Raw genomic sequence first — 15,836 nt, 5'->3', positions numbered from 1 at the left:
GTCAGGCCTCCCCGACGGCGAGGACGATCTTGCCGCGGTTGTCCCGCCGCTCCAGCCGCTCGTGGGCGGCCCGGGCCTGCTCGAGTGGCAGGACGGTCTCGACCGGCACCCGGTACGTCCCGTCCGCGACGCGCTCGGCCAGCTCCCGCAGATCGGCTCGCGGGTCGTAGCCGTGGACCTGGCGGTCGGTGAGCTGGAAGCCGAGGATCGAGGCGTTCTTCGGGTAGAAGTCGCGGGTGTCGACGGTGCTGGGCTCCAGCGCGACGTTGGCCAGCGCCACCACCCGTCCGCCGTGCCCCACCTCGCGCAGGCTGCGGGCGAAGGCGGCGCCGCCCACGGTGTCCAGGACGATGTCCGCGCCGCGCCCGCCGGTGATCCGCAGCACCTCCTCGACCTCGGCGTCGCCGGGGTGCGCGGAGGTGTCGACCGTGGTGTGCGCGCCGAACCCACCCGCCCAGGCGGCCTTCGCCGGCGATCCGGCGAGCGCGACGACCCGGGCGCCGGCCGCGGCGGCGATCTGCACGGCCGCACTGCCCACTCCGCTCGCGGCGGCCTTCACCACCACCGTGTCCTCCTTGCCGACCCGGGCGAGGCGCCGCAGGCAGTACCAGGCCGACAGCCAGGCGATCGGCAGCGCGGCCGCGGTCACCAGGTCCACGCCGTCGGGCAGGGCCACCACCTGCCCGACGGGCACGGCGGCCAGTTCGGCGTAGAAGCCGGGCGCGGTGCCGGCGTCGAGGGCCACCACCCGCTGCCCGACCTCCAGCCCGCTCACCCCGTCCCCCAGCGCGGCGACGGTCCCGGCCGCCTCTGCGCCCGGAATCAGCGGCGGCCGCCCGGCCCGGTGGTACGCCCCTGACCTGACCAGGGCGTCCGCCCGGTTCACACCCGCCGCGGCGACCCGTACGAGCACCTGCCCGGGGCCCGCCACGGGATCGGGTGCCTCGACCGGCACCAGCACCTCGGGTCCGCCGAACTCGTCGATCCGCACCGCACGCATACCGCACCCGCTTCCTGCCGCAGCCGCCGAGACGGCCGACACCGGTTCATGTGGTGTCACCCTGCGACACCGTATGAACCGGTGTCAAGACGGGTTAGGATCGTTCGCATGACCAGTGCGTCCGACCCGGTGCTCGCGTTCCCCTTCGTCGGGGGCCGCCCCTGCCTGGACTTCGTCGCCACGCTCGGCAGGCGGCACGCCACCCCCGTCGAGCGGATCCCGGACACCGCCGCACTGGCCCGCTGGCTCGAGGAGGCACGGCTCACGCCCGACGAGGGGCCCGTACGGGTCACCGGCGACGACCTGGCCGGGGCCCGCCTTCTGCGCGAGGCGCTCCACCGCGTCCTGCGGGCGGCGATGGCCGGCGACGAGCCGGACCCGGCCGACGTGGCGCTGGTCAACGAGGCCGCGGCCCGCCCCGACCTGGCCCCCCAGCTGGGCGCACGGCGCTGGACGGCCCGGCACCCGGCGTGCGCCGCGCTGGCGACGGTGGCCCGGGATGCCGTCCTGCTGGTGCGCGGACCCCTGGTCGAGCGGGTGAAGGAGTGCGGGAGCCCGGACTGCTCGCTGCTCTTCCTGGACGACTCCCAGGCCCGCCGCCGCCGTTGGTGCTCCATGGAGCGCTGCGGCAATCTCGCCAAGGTCGCCGGCTACCGCTCCCGCAACCGCGCGGCCGTCACCCGCTGAGGCCAGAGCCCCTCCCCGACGGCCGCGGCACGATGTGGGCCCCCTTGCCACTCGGCGGATCCCTGTGTTCGATGAGCCACCTGAACGGGAACAGGGGCAAGCGATGCAAGTTGTACGTGAATGGACGGCGCCCCTGTCGCGCTTCGTGCGGCGCCGGCGCGACCCGGTGGTCGTGCAGGCCCTGCGGTCGGCCGTCGCGGCGTCGATCGCCTACGTCATCGCGCTCCGCCTCAGTCCGGAACCGGCACCGCTGACCGCACCCCTGACCGCGCTGCTGGTCGTCCAGGTGACCTTCTACGCCACGCTCACCAACGGCATCCGCCGGGTGAACGCCGTGGTCGCGGGGGTCCTGGTCGCCATCGCCTTCAGCCTGCTGGTGGGTCTGACCTGGTGGAGCCTGGCCTTGCTGATCGTGGCCGCGCTGGCCGTGGGGCACCTGGTACGGGTCGACGAGTACGTGGCCGAGGTGGCGATCAGCGCCATGCTGGTGCTCGGCGTCACCACCATCGGGTACACCGCCTGGGCCCGGATCGTGGAGACGCTGATCGGCGCGGTCGTCGGCATGGGCTGCAACCTGCTGCTGGCTCCTCCGGTGTGGGTGGGCAAGGCCGGGGAGTCCATCGAGGGCCTGGCGCGGCGGCTGCGGCGGCTGATGCTGCGGGTGGGCGAGGAGGCCGCGACCCAGACGCCGCTGGAGGAGACCACCGCACGGCTGTACGAGGCACGCCGGCTCGACCATGAGATCACCGAGGTGGACGCGGAGCTGCGGCAGGCCGAGGACAGTCTGCGGCTCAATCCGCGGGTGAAGGAGGGCCTGCTGCACCGGGTGGTGCTGCGCACGGGACTGGACACCCTGGAGATCTGCACGGTCGTGCTGCGGGTGCTGGCCCGCTCCTTCACCGACCTGGCCAAGGCCCGCGACCCGGAGACGCTGTTCACGCCGGAGACGGGCGCCGCGGTGCAGCAGCTGCTGTCCGAGATCGCCGACGCCGTGGTCAGCTTCGCCGTGCTGGTGACCACCGACCTCAGCCGCAGCGCCGAATCGGCGGAGGCCCGGCTCACCGCCGAGCTGCACACGGCCGCGGCCACCCGGGACAAGCTGACCCTGGCGCTGAGGGCCGACGCCGAGCGCGACCCCCGCAACTGGCACCTGCTCGGCGCCGTGCTGACCGAGGTCAACCGGATCATCGACGAGCTCGACACCGAGCACCGCTCGCGCCGTCTGCTGGAGGAACTGGACCGCGTCTCCCACGAGCAGCGCGCCCGGATGCCGCGCCTGACCCGGCTGCGGGAGCGCATGGGGGTGCAGCAGCAGCTGCACCGGAACCGTCTGGGGGCCGGCAGGCGTTTCCCGTGAGAAGAGCAATCGAGGGGACTCCAGGGTGAGGGGGGCGTGCGGATGACAGGCACGGCCGTACGGATCGACGGGAACACGCTGCGCCTGCCGGGCGGAGTGGCGGTGCGGTTCGTGCGCACCCTGCGGCTGCCGGAGTCGGGCACCCATCCGCTGCCGCCGGGCCTGGGCGAGTTCCCGGTCCGGCGGATCGCCGACCCCGCCAACAACGCGGACACGGTGCCCGAGGAGTGGCGGGCACGCGGCGGCGTCATGCTGCCGGTGTATCTGCGCGAGGCGATGTGGCTGAGCTTCGCGGGCACCACGGAACCGGCCGCGCTCCAGGTCGGGGTGGGCAAGGTGTGCGCCGTGTCGGGCGAGCCGTTCGGCGACCGGCTCTCCCGCGACCCGCAGAACTACCTCGTCCTGCCCCGCCAGCCCTGGCTGGACGGCATCAACTCCGGCAACGGCACGGTCCGCCAGTTCGTGGCGGTGCCGCTGGGGCTGGGGGCGACGGTGGAGGGCCAGGTCACCGGCGAGGAGGTGTGGGGCGGTATCCAGCTGCGGTCGTTCCCGCTGCGGGAGGATCGCCTCGCCGAGTGGCGCGAGGAGCAGCGGGCCCGGCAGGAGCGGACGCGGGGGTACGGCGCCGCCCCGGCGGGCGCGATCCCCATGGCCCCGGCGGCCGCGCCGCCCTCGGCCCCGGCGGGGCGGCCCCGGAGGACCGCGGCCATGGGGCTCGGTGTCGGCGGCTCGATGCGTCAGGAGGTCTACCGGGACGACCGGCCGCTGACCGACTGGTCCGGGGAACCGTCCGGACGGGTGTTCGTGCACCTGGTCACGCCGCCGGAGTGGCGGCGCATCACGGGCGAGGCGCCCCCGCCGTCCCCGGTGGACCGGGCGGCGTACACACGGGCGGGACTGCCCTGGTACGACTACTACGACCAGGACGCCGAGGACCTCGCCCCCGCGGACGCCCTCGAGCCCGTCAAGCCGGTCGGCGACTGGCTCGGCGACGATCTCGACCCCTGGCAGCAGCCGTCGCCCGGCCAGGTGCAGCAGCTGAAGGACACGCCTGGCCTGCCGGTGGAGGACGGCGAGTGGTAGCCGCCGGCACCGGCGCGTCCATTGCACCTCGCGCAACCGGCGTTGCCGTTCTTGCACTTGAGGGGCGGTCCGCGCGAAGGTGGCCGTCACGGCCGGGACAACCGACGACCTGAGGTGCGGGCAATGGACAGTGGTGCGCAGAGGGCGCGCGGCGGCTTGAGCAGACGCCGGTTCGTCGGGGCCGCGGCCGGGGCGGCCGCCGTGGTGGCGGTTCCCTCGCCCGCCGCGCCCCGGGCGGACGCGCCCGCACCCGGGGGAGGTACGGTCACCGCGCGGCCGGAGCGCGGTACGCCCGAGCGGTCACCGCGCCCGCTCCACCTGGGCACGTACACCTCCGTCGACGGCGGCGGCACCGGCATCGGCCTGGCCTCGTACGACCCTGCGACGGGCCGGATCACCGGTGCCGGGACCGTCACCGGAGTGGCCGATCCCTCGTACCTCGCCGTGCATCCGGACGGCCGCACCCTGTACGCGGTCGACGAGCGGACGGACGGCGGGGTGACCGCCGTGCGCCTGGCCGACCGGAAGGTCCTCGGCACCCGGAGCACAGGCGGCGCGGCACCCTGCCATCTCTCCGTCCATCCGGCCGGGCGCTGGCTGCTCAGCGCCAACTACGGGTCCGGCAGCGTGGCCGTGCACCCGATCGACACGACGGGCGCCCTCGGGGAGCGCACCGATCTTGTCACGCACTCCAGCCCCTCCCCCGGTCCCGGCCAGCAGGGCCCGCACGCCCACCAGGTCGTCACCAGCCCCGACGGCGGCCACGTCCTCGCCGTCGACCTGGGCACCGACACCGTCTACAGCTACCGCCTGGACACGGCCGCGGGCACGCTCACCGAGGTCGCCCGGGCCCATGCGCGCCCGGGCGCGGGCCCGCGCCACCTCACCTTCCATCCGGACGGGCGGCACGCCTACCTGGCCAACGAGGTCGACGACACGGTCACGGTGTGCGCCTACGACCCCGGCACCGGCCGCCTGACGATCGGCACCCCGCAGTCCACCGGCACCGGCGCGGGCACCAACTACCCGGCCCAGCTCCTGGTGACCGCGAACCGCGCGTACGCCTACCTCGCCAACCGCGGCGACAACAGCCTCACCCGGTACGCCGTCGAGGCGGACGGCGCCCGGCTGCGCCTGATCGACACCGTGCCGGTGGGCGGGGACTTCCCCCGGCAGATCGCCTTCTCACCGGACGGCGGGCTGCTGTTCGCGGCGAACCAGCGGTCGGGCACGGTGAGCGTCTTCCACGTGGACACCGGCAGCGGGGAACTGCGGCTCGCGGGTGAGCCGTTCGCCTCACCGGTCGCCGTCTGCGCGCTGCCGCTGTAGGCCGCGCGGGCAGACGGCGGCGCTCGCCCGGTACAGCAGGGCGTGCACGCGCTCGGTGAGCCGGCCGAGGTCGTCGGCGGGCGCGTGGAAGGGCAGCCGTACGTCGCCGTGGCCGCGGGCCCGCTCGATGCGCAGCGTCAGTCCGTGGCGGTCCACCGCGAGGGGTGTCACGCGGGTCGCGGCGTGCAGGCTGTCGGGGTCGACGAGCCGGGTGAGCCGTTCGACGGCGTCGGGGTGGGCGTCGGCGAGGTGGGTCAGCAGCCGGGCCTCGGCCGGGGCGAGCGGGTCGGGAGTCGCGGCGGCGAACTCGTCGAGGCCGACGAGCACCGCGCCGGAGGACCGGCGAAGCACCACCCGGGTGGGCCGGAACGCCAGGCGGCCGTCCTCGGCGGCGAACCAGCCGGCCAGCCAGACGCGGGCACGGATCCGGTGGCGCACGGGGACGGGCGCGACGTCGGCGAACTCCAGCACGGCGGACGGCTCCCCGCGCGGCGCGCAGACCGCCGCCGCACGCAGGGCGCTGTCCTCGGGCACCCGCAGCAGCACCCGCCCGTCCTCGTCCACGGTGTGCGCGCCGACGAGCTCCTCGCGCCCGCCGTCAGCCGTCACCGTGCAGGACCACGCCACGGCGAGCACCGAGCGGGCCTGTTCCGCCACGCCGGGCGCGGCCGTCCAGCTGTCACCCATCCCGCAACCTCCTTAGGTAAGCCTTGCCTAACCTATCGAAGATCGGGGTGCGCGCCAACCGCGCGCCCGCCCCAGCTCACGTGATCAGACCGAGCAGCGCCCGCGCGCACAGGTCCCGCACCTGTTCCCGGGACAGGTCGAATCCCCGTAGCCACTCCAGGCAGACCGCCGTGGTGAAGGCCAGCCAGCCGCGTACCGCGAGGCGGAGGTCGGAGCGCTGCGCGAAGCGCGGGCCGAACTCCGGGTCCGCGGCGAGGGCGGCCAGGATCTGGCGCTCCTGGGCGGCCAGCGCCCGCTGGTAGACCCGGCGCACGTCCTGGTCGCCCGCCGCGTCGGCACGGTGGAACGCGCGGTAGCCGTGCGCGTGGGTCTCGACGTACTCCAGGAAGGCGTCGAGACCGGCGGTGAGCTGCTCGCGCACCGGCACCCCGGGCACGGCCTCCGTCATCCGCAGCATGCGTTCGCTCTCGCGCTCGACGACCGCCGCGAAGAAGTCCCTCTTGGTCGGGAAGTAGTGGTACAACAGCCCGCGCGAGACTCCGGCGATCTCCGCGACCCGTTCGATCCACACGTCGCCGTAGGCGCACTCCGAGAACAGCCGCGCACCCACCGACAGCAACTGCTCGCGGCGCTCCTGGGTGCTGAGTCGGCGACGGGCGCCCCCACCCTGGTTCGCGGCCATGACCGCACCTTACTTGACGCGGGTTCAACAACCGGATCAGACTGGAAACGCCTTATTGAACCCACGTACAACATGAACCCACGTACGACCTGAACCCACGCACGACAGGAACCCACGCAACACGCTCAACCGATGGCTTGGATCAAGGGAGACCGCGTCATGGCGGAGACGGGCAGCAGGACGACGGGCGGGGCAGCGCTGCCCAAGGGGTTCCGCGGTGCCGAGCAGGGCTGGCCGGAGCTGGAGCGCATCCCTCATCCGCCGCACCGGCTGCCGCTGCTCGGCGACGTCCTCGGTGTCGACCGGCGCACACCGCTCCAGGACTCGATGCGGTTCGCCCGCCGACTGGGCCCGATCTTCCGGCGCAAGGCGTTCGGGAACGAGTTCGTGTTCGTGGCGGGCGCCCGGCTCGCGGCCGATCTGGCGGACGAGGCCAGGTTCGCCAAGCACGTCGGCCTCGGGGTGGCCAATCTGCGGCCGGTCGCCGGAGACGGGCTGTTCACGGCGTACAACCACGAGCCCAACTGGCAGCTGGCGCACGACGTCCTGGCCCCCGCCTTCAGCCGTGAGGCGATGGCCGGCTACCACCCGATGATGCTGGACGTGGCCGGCCGGCTGACCGAGCACTGGGACCGGGAAACGGCGGCCGGGCATGCCGTGGACGTGCCCGGCGACATGACCAAGCTGACCCTGGAGACGATCGCCCGTACCGGGTTCGGGCACGACTTCGGCTCCTTCGAACGCAGCCGGCTCCACCCCTTCGTGACCGCGATGATCGGCACGCTCACCTACGCCCAGCGGCTGAACACCGTGCCCGCCCCGCTGGCCCCGCTGCTGCTGCGCGGCGCCACCCGGCGCAACGCGGCCGACATCGCCCTCCTCAACCGCACCGTCGACGACCTCGTACGGGCCCGGCGCCGGGCGGGCGCGGACGGGGCCGGGGACCTGCTGGACCGGATGCTGGCGACGGCGCATCCGGAGACCGGGGAGCGGCTGTCACCGGAGAACGTCCGCTACCAGGTGATCACCTTCCTGGTCGCGGGCCACGAGACCACCTCGGGTGCCCTCTCCTTCGCCCTGTACTACCTCTCCCGGCACCCCGAGGTGGCGGCCCGGGCCCGCGCCGAGGTGGACCGCGTCTGGGGCGACACGCCGGCGCCCGACTACGACCAGGTCGCCAAGCTGCGGTACGTGCGCCGGGTACTGGACGAGTCGCTGCGGCTGTGGCCCACCGCGCCCGCCTTCGCCCGCGAGGCCCGGCAGGACACGGTGCTGGCCGGAGAGCACCCGATGCGCCGGGGCGCGTGGACGCTGGTGCTGCTGCCGATGCTGCACCGCGATCCCGAGGTGTGGGGTCCGGACGCCGAACGCTTCGACCCGGACCGGTTCGACGCGAAGGCCGCGCGGGGGCGGGCCCCGCACGTCTTCAAGCCGTTCGGGACCGGGGCGCGGGCGTGCATCGGCCGCCAGTTCGCGCTGCACGAGGCGACACTCGTCCTCGGCCTGCTGCTGCGCCGCTACGACCTGCGCGCCGACCCCGGCTACCGGCTGCGGGTCTCCGAACGGCTGACGCTGATGCCCGAGGGGCTGCGGCTGCGGCTGGAGCGGCGCCCCGTACCCGCCCCGGTGACGGCCCGGGACGCGGACGGCCCGGCGTCAGCGCCGCGCTGTCCAGTGCACGGGGTGGGTGACTGACTCCGGCAGCCGGGTGCCGGCACTCCCCCGGGCCGCCTCCAGCTGGGGCTGGGTCAGGAAGAACGCGCCGGTCAGGTCGGCGTCCGTGAGATCGGCGTCCCGCAGGTCGGCGCCGATCAGGTCCGCGCCGCGCAGATCGGCGCCGGTCAGGTCGGCGGCGATGAGATAGGCGCCGCGCAGGCTGGCGCCACGCAGGTCGGCCCCCTTCAGCCGGGCGCCGATGAGGTCCGCGCCCCGGCGGTCCTTCTTCTTGCCGCCTTTCCCGCCCTTCCCGCTCTTCCCGCCCTTCCCGCCCTTGTCGCTCTTGTCAATCTTGTCGCTCTTGTCGCCGAAGTCCGCCCGCACCAGGTCGCTGGTGCGCAGCAGCAGGACGTTGACCTCCTGCCGGTGGGCGGCCACGTCCAGCGCGGCCAGTTCGTCGGGGGTCTGCCGGGTCAGCCGCTCGGTCTTCTCCAGCACCTCGCGCAACTCGGCGTGCACCGGGCCGGCGGCGGACAGGCCCAGCGCCTCGGTGAGGTACCAGAGCAGTTCATGGAGCTGCCGGACGACCGGGAACACGTCGAACATGCGCCGGGCCTGCTCGCGGGAACCCGCGCGCCAGTCCTGGCCGCCGAAGGTGACCTGGGAGACCTTCTGACCGGCGCCGAAGCAGTCGTAGACCGTGCAGCCGGTGAAGCCCTTGTCCCGCAGCCGGGTGTGGATGCCGCAGCGGTGGTCGCCCTGGAGATTGGGGCAGGGCTGCCCGGCGGCCTTGTCGAGCGCGAAGTCCGCCGAGCGTGCGAAGGACAGGGCGACACAGCACAGCCCGAAGCACGAGGCGCAGTCACCGCGCAGTTCCGACCGGCCGACTATCTGATCTGGCATGCCGTACAGCCTACTGAGCTGCGGGGCAGCCCTTGCCATGGCCCACGACGGCACGCTCGCTCGCTCGTCACCCCATCGTCGCCGCTCCGAACTCACCGATGAGTTTCCGGGGTTGTGGGCGTCTACTCATCCAACGGAAAACAAGCTCGGCTACCACTGAGGTGACAGCCGGCACCGGACAGGAGCCGAACGCATCGAGGAGCGACCTCATGTGCAGCCATCAGCCGCCGTGCCCCACAGCCGACAGCCCCGACCACCGCACCGCCGTGATCACCTCGGCCCACCCGGAGCAGGGCTGGAGCCTGCTGTGCAACGGCACCATCGTCTTCGACGACACCGGTGAACTCCTGCCCGACGGCCGGACCGTGCACCCGCGCCGCACCCCGGGTCCGCCGGCCCTGGCCGCCTGAGCGTCACGTCACTCGGGGAAGGCGGGCAGGTCGAGGCGGGCCAGACGGTCGGGGTCGGCCAGGATGTACATGCCGGTGATCCGGCCGTCGGCCACGGTGAGGGCGGTGACGGACACCGCACGGCCCTCCGGCGCGGTGACGATCCCCAGCGAGCCGTTGACCAGCACCGGCCGTGCGAAGACCGCGAACCGGGAGAACAGCGCCGCCTGTTCGGCCACCGCCTTCGCCCCGTGCACCACCTTGGAGGCGGCCGCGCCCCGCACCAGGGCGCCCGCGTCGGCGCGCAGCACCACGTCCGGGTGGAGCAGGGCGAGGAGCGCCTCGAAGTCGCCGCCCCGGGAGGCGGCCAGGAAGGCGTCCAGCACCTGGCGCTGCCGGCCGAGGTCGGGGTCGGCGGAGGGGGCGGCGCCCTGCACGCGGCGGCGGGCCCGGCTGGCCAGCTGGCGGGTCGCGGCGGGGGTGCGCTCCACGATCGGCGCGATGTCGTCGAACGGCACGGCGAACATGTCGTGCAGGACGAACGCCAGCCGCTCGGCGGGCTCCAGCGTCTCGAGCACCACCAGCAGGGCCAGCCCCACCGAGTCGGCCTGGAGCACCTCCTGCTCGGGGTCGAGGGTCGTCAGGGGCCGGATCACCGGGTCCGGCACGAACGCGCCGGCCATGTCGTCGATCGGCTGCTCGCGGCGGGCGGTGCGCGAGCGCAGCATGTCGAGGCAGACCCGGCCGACCACGGTGGTCAGCCAGCCGCCCAGATTCCTGATCTCCTCCGGGTCCGTCCGGCCGAGCCGGAACCAGGCCTCCTGCACCGCGTCCTCGGCCTCGGCCGGCGAGCCGAGCATGCGGTAGGCCACGGCGTTCAGATGCCCGCGGTGCTCCTCGAAGCGGTCGGCCAGGAGCTCGGTGTCGTTCATGTCGTCCCCGTTCGGTCTGTGAGGGCGGGCTACCTGGCGAACAGTTCGAAGGCCACCGCCGGCTTGCCGCCGAAGCGTTCGCCGGTGGCCGTGGCGTTGGCGGTGAGGAAATCCCGGGCGTACTCCTCGGGGTCCTCGTCCGTCAACGCCTCTATGTAGGTGCGGTGTTCGAGCAGGGAGCGCACGGCGCGCTCCAGGCCCGGCGTCGCGTCCACGGCGTGGGTCGGCGACACGGAACCGGCGACGGCCACCCAGCGGACCCCGTTCCAGGGCTCGAGGCCCCGCTCGGCGAGTTCGGGGAAGATCCACCGGTTCCCGGCGTCGGCCGCCGCGTCCAGCGTGGCCCGGCCCACGGCCACATGGTCCGGGGTGTTCCAGGCGACGCCGCCCCAGGTGTCCCGGTGGTTGAGGGTGATCACCAGCTCGGGCCGGTGGCTGCGGATCGCGGCGGCGATGTCCCGGCGCAGCGCCGTGCCGTACTCGACGACGCCGTCCCGGTGGTCGAGGAACTCCACGGCCGAGACGCCCACCACGGCCGCGCTCGCCCGCTGCTCCCGTTCCCGCAGCGGGCCGCACTCGGCGGGAGCCACGGTGTCGATGCCCGCCTCGCCGCGGGTCGCCAGCACGTAGGCGACCTCACGGCCGTCGTCGGTCCAGGCGGCGACAGCCGCGGCGCACCCGTACTCGAGGTCGTCCGGGTGCGCCACCACGGCGAGGGCGCGCCGCCAGTCGGTCGGCATGGGCTTCAGCTGGCTGGTCTCCGGCTCGGTCATGGGCGCAGACTATGCCGCCGGGCCACCCGCGCAACCGCTTTTGTACCGGGCCTCGATGAGCGCCGGGCGTCACACCTCGTCGCGGGCCATCGCCAGCAGCCGGTCCAGTACGCGGGGCGCGCCGGCCCGCAGGCCGTCGTGCTCGAACTCGTCGGTGACCCAGGTGCGCAGGCCCCGGATCGCGCGGGCGGTGCGCAGCGAGTGGGCGGTGTCGACGTACATGTCGTCGTGGTAGACGGCGGCGACGGCCGGGACCTCGTTGGCGGCGAGGCACGCGGGGTCGTACAGGGCCGGCCAGTCGGTGCGGGCGGCGAGCAGCTCGGCGGTCTCGCGCAGGGGGCGCAGGGCGGGGTCGCAGTCGAAGGTCCAGGGATGGACGGTCTCGCCGGTGAAGAGCAGCGGCGCGTCGCCCGCGAGCGCCTTGGCCGCGTCGAACTGCGGGAACTCGGCGCGCACCCGTTCCGCGGCCCAGGCGGTGGGGCGGTCGCCCTGGCCGTAGCACGCCTCGTGGACCAGGGCGTACAGCGGGTGGCCCGCGTACGACAGCTGGCCCTGCACCTCCTCCTGGAAGGCGTCCGACAGCTCCCAGCCGTGCGGGGTGCGGACGAAGGCGTGCTCCAGGAGGTGGTGCAGGCGGTGGCTGCCGTCGCCGGTGCCGAGAAGGATGCCGAGGGACTGGAAGGCCTCGACGGTGAGGCGGTAGCCGTTCGGCAGGACCACGTCGTGGGTCAGCAGGTGGTCGGCGATGCGGCGGGCGCCTTCGACGTCCTGCGGGTAGCGGTCGTAGTGCGCGGTGACCTTGCGTTCGACACGCGGGTAGGCGGCCCGGTAGACGTCATCGGCGTGCGCGTCGAGGGAGGGCAGGCCGCCCGTGATCACGGCGGTGCTCAGGCCCTCCGGCGCCAGGGACAGGTACGTCACCGCGCAGAAGCCGCCGAAGCTCTGGCCGAGGACCGTCCACGGGGCGCCGCCGGTCAGCCGCCGGCGGATGAGCTCGCAGTCGCGGACGATCGAGTCGGCGCGGAAGAGGGCGAGGTGGCCGGCCTGTGCGTCGGGGCCGCCGCGCAGCGGGAGCGTCTGCCGGTTGAGGGGGGTGGAGTGCCCGGTGCCGCGCTGGTCGAGGAGCAGGACGCGGTGGTCCTCCAGGGCACGGCCGAGCCAGGCCTGCTTGCCGACGAAACGGTTCGCCCCGAAGCCGGGGCCGCCCTGGAGGTAGACCAGCCACGGCAGGTCCCCGTCCGCCTTGTCGCTCGCGACGGCCTCCCGGGCGTACAGCTCGATGGTCTCGCCCGCCGGATCGGTGTGGTCCAGGGGCACGGTGAAGCGGTGGTCGGTGAGGACGACGCCGGGCTGGCGGTAGCTGACGGTCAACGAATCTCCCGGGACGGACGGATGGTCGGTCCCAGTCCAGCACATGTCCATGCGCCTTCCGACCCCCGGGATCATGGAAAGTTACTGAATCGGGAATCAGCGGGCCGGTGGGACCGCGGGGATCAGCGGGCGGCGAGACTGGAGCGCCGCACCACCAGTTCCGGCTGGAGCACCACCCGGCGGTGCTCGTGCGTGCCGGGGCCGCTCCGCTCCTCCGTCTCCTCCAGGAGCAGTTCCGCGGCGAGGGCGCCCATGGTGACGGCGGGCTGCCGTACGGAGGTGAGCGGGACGGCGGCGGCGGCCGCGAACTCGATGTCGTCGTAGCCCACGATCGCGAGGTCGTCGGGGACGACGACCCCGGCCGCGTACATGGCCTGGAGGACGCCGAGGGCCAGCAGGTCGTTGGCGCAGAAGACGGCGGTCGGCCGCTCGGCGAGGCCGAGGAGGCGGGCGCCGGCGTCCCGTCCGGCGGCCACGTCGAGGCGTTCGGTGGGCAGCTCGCGCAGCGCGTCGGGGCCGAGTCCGGCCTCCGCGAGGGCGTGCAGGGCTCCGGTGCGGCGGTCGGCGACCTGGTTGAGGCCGGGCGGGCCGCTGACGTACGCGATGGAGCGGTGCCCGGCGTCCACCAGGTGCCGGACGGCCAGGGCGCCGCCCGCGACGTCGTCGACGGAGACCGAGCACTCGGTGGTGCCCTCGGCGACCCGGTCGACCAGTACGAAGGGGATCCCGTGCCGCCGGAACATCTCGATGTTGCGCCCGGTGGCGTCGGCCGGGGTGAGCAGCACGCCGCGCACCCGCTGTTCGGCGAAGAGGGACAGGTACTCGGCCTCCTCGCCGGCGCTCTGCGCGCTGTTGCAGACCATCACACCGAGCCCGGCCTCCCGTGCCGCCCGTTCGGCGCCGCGTGCCACGTCGACGAAGAAGGGGTTGCCCATGTCGAGGACGAGCAGGCCCATGATCCGGCTGCGGCCGGCGCGCAGCTGGCGCGCGGACTCGCTGCGGACGTAGCCCAGCCGGTCTATGGCGGACTGCACGCGGGCGCGCGTCTCCGAGGCCACCGTGTCCGGACGGTTGATGACGTTGGACACGGTGCCCACCGACACTCCGGCGACGCGGGCGACATCCTTGATACCCACCGACTGGGCCATCGGGCGGGGACCTCCAGTGAGACGAGGGGGCGGCGGGAGGGCCTTCACATTACCGTCAAGCCGCCGCACATCCGACCGGGTCAGGCGGGCAGGGCGAAGTCGACGACGTGCAGCGCCGAGGGGGTCGTACCGCTGGACTTCTCCTGGTACATGAACGACAGCGTGTTGTCGGCCTTCACCCGCAGCTCGTCGATCACGACCTCCCCGAAGGCGTTCAGGCCGCCGCCGTCGTACAGCAGCGTCCAGTCCGTGTACCCGGAGGCCTCCGAGGCGCCCGCGATCCGGCCGTAGGGGAGGACGGCGTAGGCGTTGTCGTACTTGTCCAGGACCAGCTTGGTGCGCTGGCTGCAGTTCAGCGGGATGGGGATCTCGGTCTTCTGCCAGCTGCCGGAGGAGTTCTTGCGCAGGTGGAAGGCGCGGCCGTTCGCGATGCGGTCGGCGACGTAGTCCGTGGTGCACTGGCCGAAGCGGCCGGGGACGTAGGAGATGATCGCGTGCGGCAGGCCGGTGGAGTCGGTGGCCTGGCTCTCCTGGTTCATCAGGGAGTGGTCCGGGCCCAGCGAGTCGACCACCAGGCCGGCGTCCGTGACCGCCACCGTGTCGGAGGTGCCGGTGGTGCCGACGACCGTGCCCGCGTCGTCGCGCCAGGTGCGGCCCCGGTCGGTGGAGTACACATAGCCGGTGTCGTGGTTGGTGATGCCGCCGCTGTCGCACATCACGGCGGCGTTCTGCTCCCGCCAGGTGAAGAAGGAGTGCAGACGGCCGTTCACGTCGTAGTCGATGCCGTGCAGGTACATGTTGCGGGCCGTGCTGGAGCCGTGCGAGCTGGTGTAGGTGCCGGTGGAGCCGCTCCACTCCCCCAGCGCGGTCCAGGCCGACCCGTCGTACTCGGCGAGGGCGTTGCGTCCGTTGCCCGAGACGCCGACGCGGTAGCTCAGCTGGAGCCTGCCCTCGGGGGTGGAGACGAACTGGGGGTACGTGAACCGGGAGGTGAGCGCCGGCCCGTCGAGCGAGGTCTGTACGGCACCGAAGACGGACGAGGTCCACGCGGTGGATGCCGGGTTGTCGAGGAGTCCGGCGGCCGACTTCACATAGAAGAAGCCGTCGCTGTGCGAGTCCATGTTCAGGTGCAGCCGGCCGTCGGTCTTCGAGACGCCCATCGAGATGACGTTGTGGGAGTCGTCGCTCTTGAGCTGGTGGGAGAGGGTGACCGTCGACCAGGTGCTCGCGCCCAGCGCCCGGCGGGCGACGACCGCGTTGCGGGTGGCGGTGTACCAGGCGGCGTACTGGTGGCCCTTGTAGGCCAGCAGGCCGTTCTTCTGGAAGGAGTTGTTGTTGACCAGGCCGTCGTAGGAGACGAAGTAGACGGCCTGGGCGTCGAGTTGTGTCGTGCCCTTCTTGGTGACGGAGGGGCCGGGGGACGCGGCCCGTGCGATGCCCGGAGTTGCCATGGCGGCCAGCATGGTGGACGCGAGCACGGTTCGTCTTCTCATGGATGCGGCTCCTGAGGGCGGTCAGGCGAGGTGGAACACCTCGGTGAGCGGTTTCATCGCTTCGTCGGGCCGGGCGCCGTCCAGCGACTCGAAGAACGGCGCCATCTCCGCCTGCCAGCGGGCGTTGACGTCCGTGGCCTCCATGCCGGCCCGGGCGGCGGCGAAGTCCTCGGTCTCCAGGTAGCCGACGAGCAGTCCGTCGTCGCGCAGGAAGAGCGAGTAGTTGTGCCAGCCGGTGGCGGAGAGCGCCTCGAGCATCTCCGGCCACACGGCGGCATGGCGTTCGCGGTACTCGGCGAGCCGGTCCTCGCGGACCTTGAGGAGGAAACAGACGCGCTGCATGAAG

Annotated in this window: 16 protein-coding genes; 6 read left to right on the top strand and 10 right to left on the bottom strand. The window is 73.4% G+C overall.

Annotated elements, in window-relative coordinates; translation table 11 throughout:
* Position 1: 1 nt before the first annotated feature.
* Positions 2–1,000: a quinone oxidoreductase family protein gene (locus tag ACWGJM_RS21715; RefSeq protein WP_453413312.1), complete on the bottom strand. Its 999-nt coding sequence runs from the start codon at positions 998–1,000 to the stop codon at positions 2–4.
* A 108-nt stretch (positions 1,001–1,108) separates the two neighbouring features.
* Between ACWGJM_RS21715 and ACWGJM_RS21710 the strand changes: the two genes are divergently transcribed.
* The 4 genes from ACWGJM_RS21710 (at position 1,109) to ACWGJM_RS21695 (ending at position 5,456) form a co-directional block, all read left to right on the top strand.
* Entirely contained in the window at positions 1,109–1,687 is a 579-nt protein-coding gene (locus tag ACWGJM_RS21710; protein WP_453413311.1) for a CGNR zinc finger domain-containing protein, read from the top strand.
* A 103-nt stretch (positions 1,688–1,790) separates the two neighbouring features.
* On the top strand, positions 1,791–3,044 hold the full coding sequence (locus ACWGJM_RS21705; protein ID WP_453413310.1) for an FUSC family protein: 1,254 nt from the start codon (positions 1,791–1,793) through the stop codon (positions 3,042–3,044).
* Between the two features lie 42 nt (positions 3,045–3,086).
* The gene (locus tag ACWGJM_RS21700; protein WP_453413309.1) at positions 3,087–4,127 is read left to right on the top strand and encodes a hypothetical protein; all 1,041 of its coding nucleotides are present in this window, start codon (positions 3,087–3,089) and stop codon (positions 4,125–4,127) included.
* Positions 4,128–4,250: 123 nt separating this feature from the next.
* On the top strand, positions 4,251–5,456 hold the full coding sequence (locus ACWGJM_RS21695; RefSeq protein WP_453413308.1) for a lactonase family protein: 1,206 nt from the start codon (positions 4,251–4,253) through the stop codon (positions 5,454–5,456).
* On the opposite strand, the gene ACWGJM_RS21690 is transcribed toward ACWGJM_RS21695, so the two are convergent.
* Complete coding sequence (locus tag ACWGJM_RS21690; RefSeq protein ID WP_453413307.1) at positions 5,424–6,143, bottom strand: DUF2470 domain-containing protein; 720 nt, start codon at positions 6,141–6,143, stop codon at positions 5,424–5,426. The genes ACWGJM_RS21695 and ACWGJM_RS21690 overlap by 33 nt on opposite strands.
* A gap of 76 nt (positions 6,144–6,219) precedes the next feature.
* Complete coding sequence (locus ACWGJM_RS21685) at positions 6,220–6,825, bottom strand: TetR/AcrR family transcriptional regulator (protein ID WP_453413306.1); 606 nt, start codon at positions 6,823–6,825, stop codon at positions 6,220–6,222.
* A gap of 159 nt (positions 6,826–6,984) precedes the next feature.
* Between ACWGJM_RS21685 and ACWGJM_RS21680 the strand changes: the two genes are divergently transcribed.
* On the top strand, positions 6,985–8,520 hold the full coding sequence (locus ACWGJM_RS21680) for a cytochrome P450 (protein ID WP_453413392.1): 1,536 nt from the start codon (positions 6,985–6,987) through the stop codon (positions 8,518–8,520).
* Here ACWGJM_RS21680 and ACWGJM_RS21675 read toward each other — a convergent pair.
* A complete protein-coding gene (locus ACWGJM_RS21675) occupies positions 8,482–9,384 on the bottom strand; it encodes a pentapeptide repeat-containing protein (RefSeq protein ID WP_453413305.1) in 903 nt (300 codons plus the stop codon). The genes ACWGJM_RS21680 and ACWGJM_RS21675 overlap by 39 nt on opposite strands.
* Positions 9,385–9,593: 209 nt before the next feature.
* On the opposite strand from ACWGJM_RS21675, the gene ACWGJM_RS21670 reads away from it, so the two are divergent.
* Positions 9,594–9,794, top strand: a complete 201-nt coding sequence (locus ACWGJM_RS21670; protein ID WP_453413304.1) for a DUF5999 family protein — start codon at positions 9,594–9,596, stop codon at positions 9,792–9,794.
* Between the two features lie 8 nt (positions 9,795–9,802).
* Here ACWGJM_RS21670 and sigJ read toward each other — a convergent pair whose 3' ends face one another.
* The 6 genes from sigJ to ACWGJM_RS21640 all read right to left on the bottom strand — a co-directional run bounded on the left by sigJ (position 9,803) and on the right by ACWGJM_RS21640 (position 15,832).
* A complete protein-coding gene (sigJ, locus tag ACWGJM_RS21665) occupies positions 9,803–10,705 on the bottom strand; it encodes an RNA polymerase sigma factor SigJ (RefSeq protein ID WP_453413303.1) in 903 nt (300 codons plus the stop codon).
* Positions 10,706–10,734: 29 nt separating this feature from the next.
* Entirely contained in the window at positions 10,735–11,478 is a 744-nt protein-coding gene (locus ACWGJM_RS21660; RefSeq protein WP_453413302.1) for a PIG-L deacetylase family protein, read from the bottom strand.
* Positions 11,479–11,547: 69 nt separating this feature from the next.
* Positions 11,548–12,849: an alpha/beta fold hydrolase gene (locus tag ACWGJM_RS21655; RefSeq protein WP_453413301.1), complete on the bottom strand. Its 1,302-nt coding sequence runs from the start codon at positions 12,847–12,849 to the stop codon at positions 11,548–11,550.
* 122 nt (positions 12,850–12,971) lie between these two features.
* Positions 12,972–13,997, bottom strand: coding sequence for a LacI family DNA-binding transcriptional regulator (locus ACWGJM_RS21650; RefSeq protein ID WP_453413300.1), 1,026 nt, complete (start codon positions 13,995–13,997; stop codon positions 12,972–12,974).
* 80 nt (positions 13,998–14,077) lie between these two features.
* Positions 14,078–15,490, bottom strand: coding sequence for a BNR repeat-containing protein (locus ACWGJM_RS21645; protein WP_453413299.1), 1,413 nt, complete (start codon positions 15,488–15,490; stop codon positions 14,078–14,080).
* A gap of 21 nt (positions 15,491–15,511) precedes the next feature.
* On the bottom strand, positions 15,512–15,832 hold the full coding sequence (locus ACWGJM_RS21640; protein ID WP_453413298.1) for an L-rhamnose mutarotase: 321 nt from the start codon (positions 15,830–15,832) through the stop codon (positions 15,512–15,514).
* Positions 15,833–15,836: the final 4 nt, after the last annotated feature.

The organism is Streptomyces sp. NPDC054834 (assembly GCF_053611185.1).
Note: the sequence above shows the minus strand (reverse complement) of the source record. Positions and strands in the feature narration are given on the sequence as shown.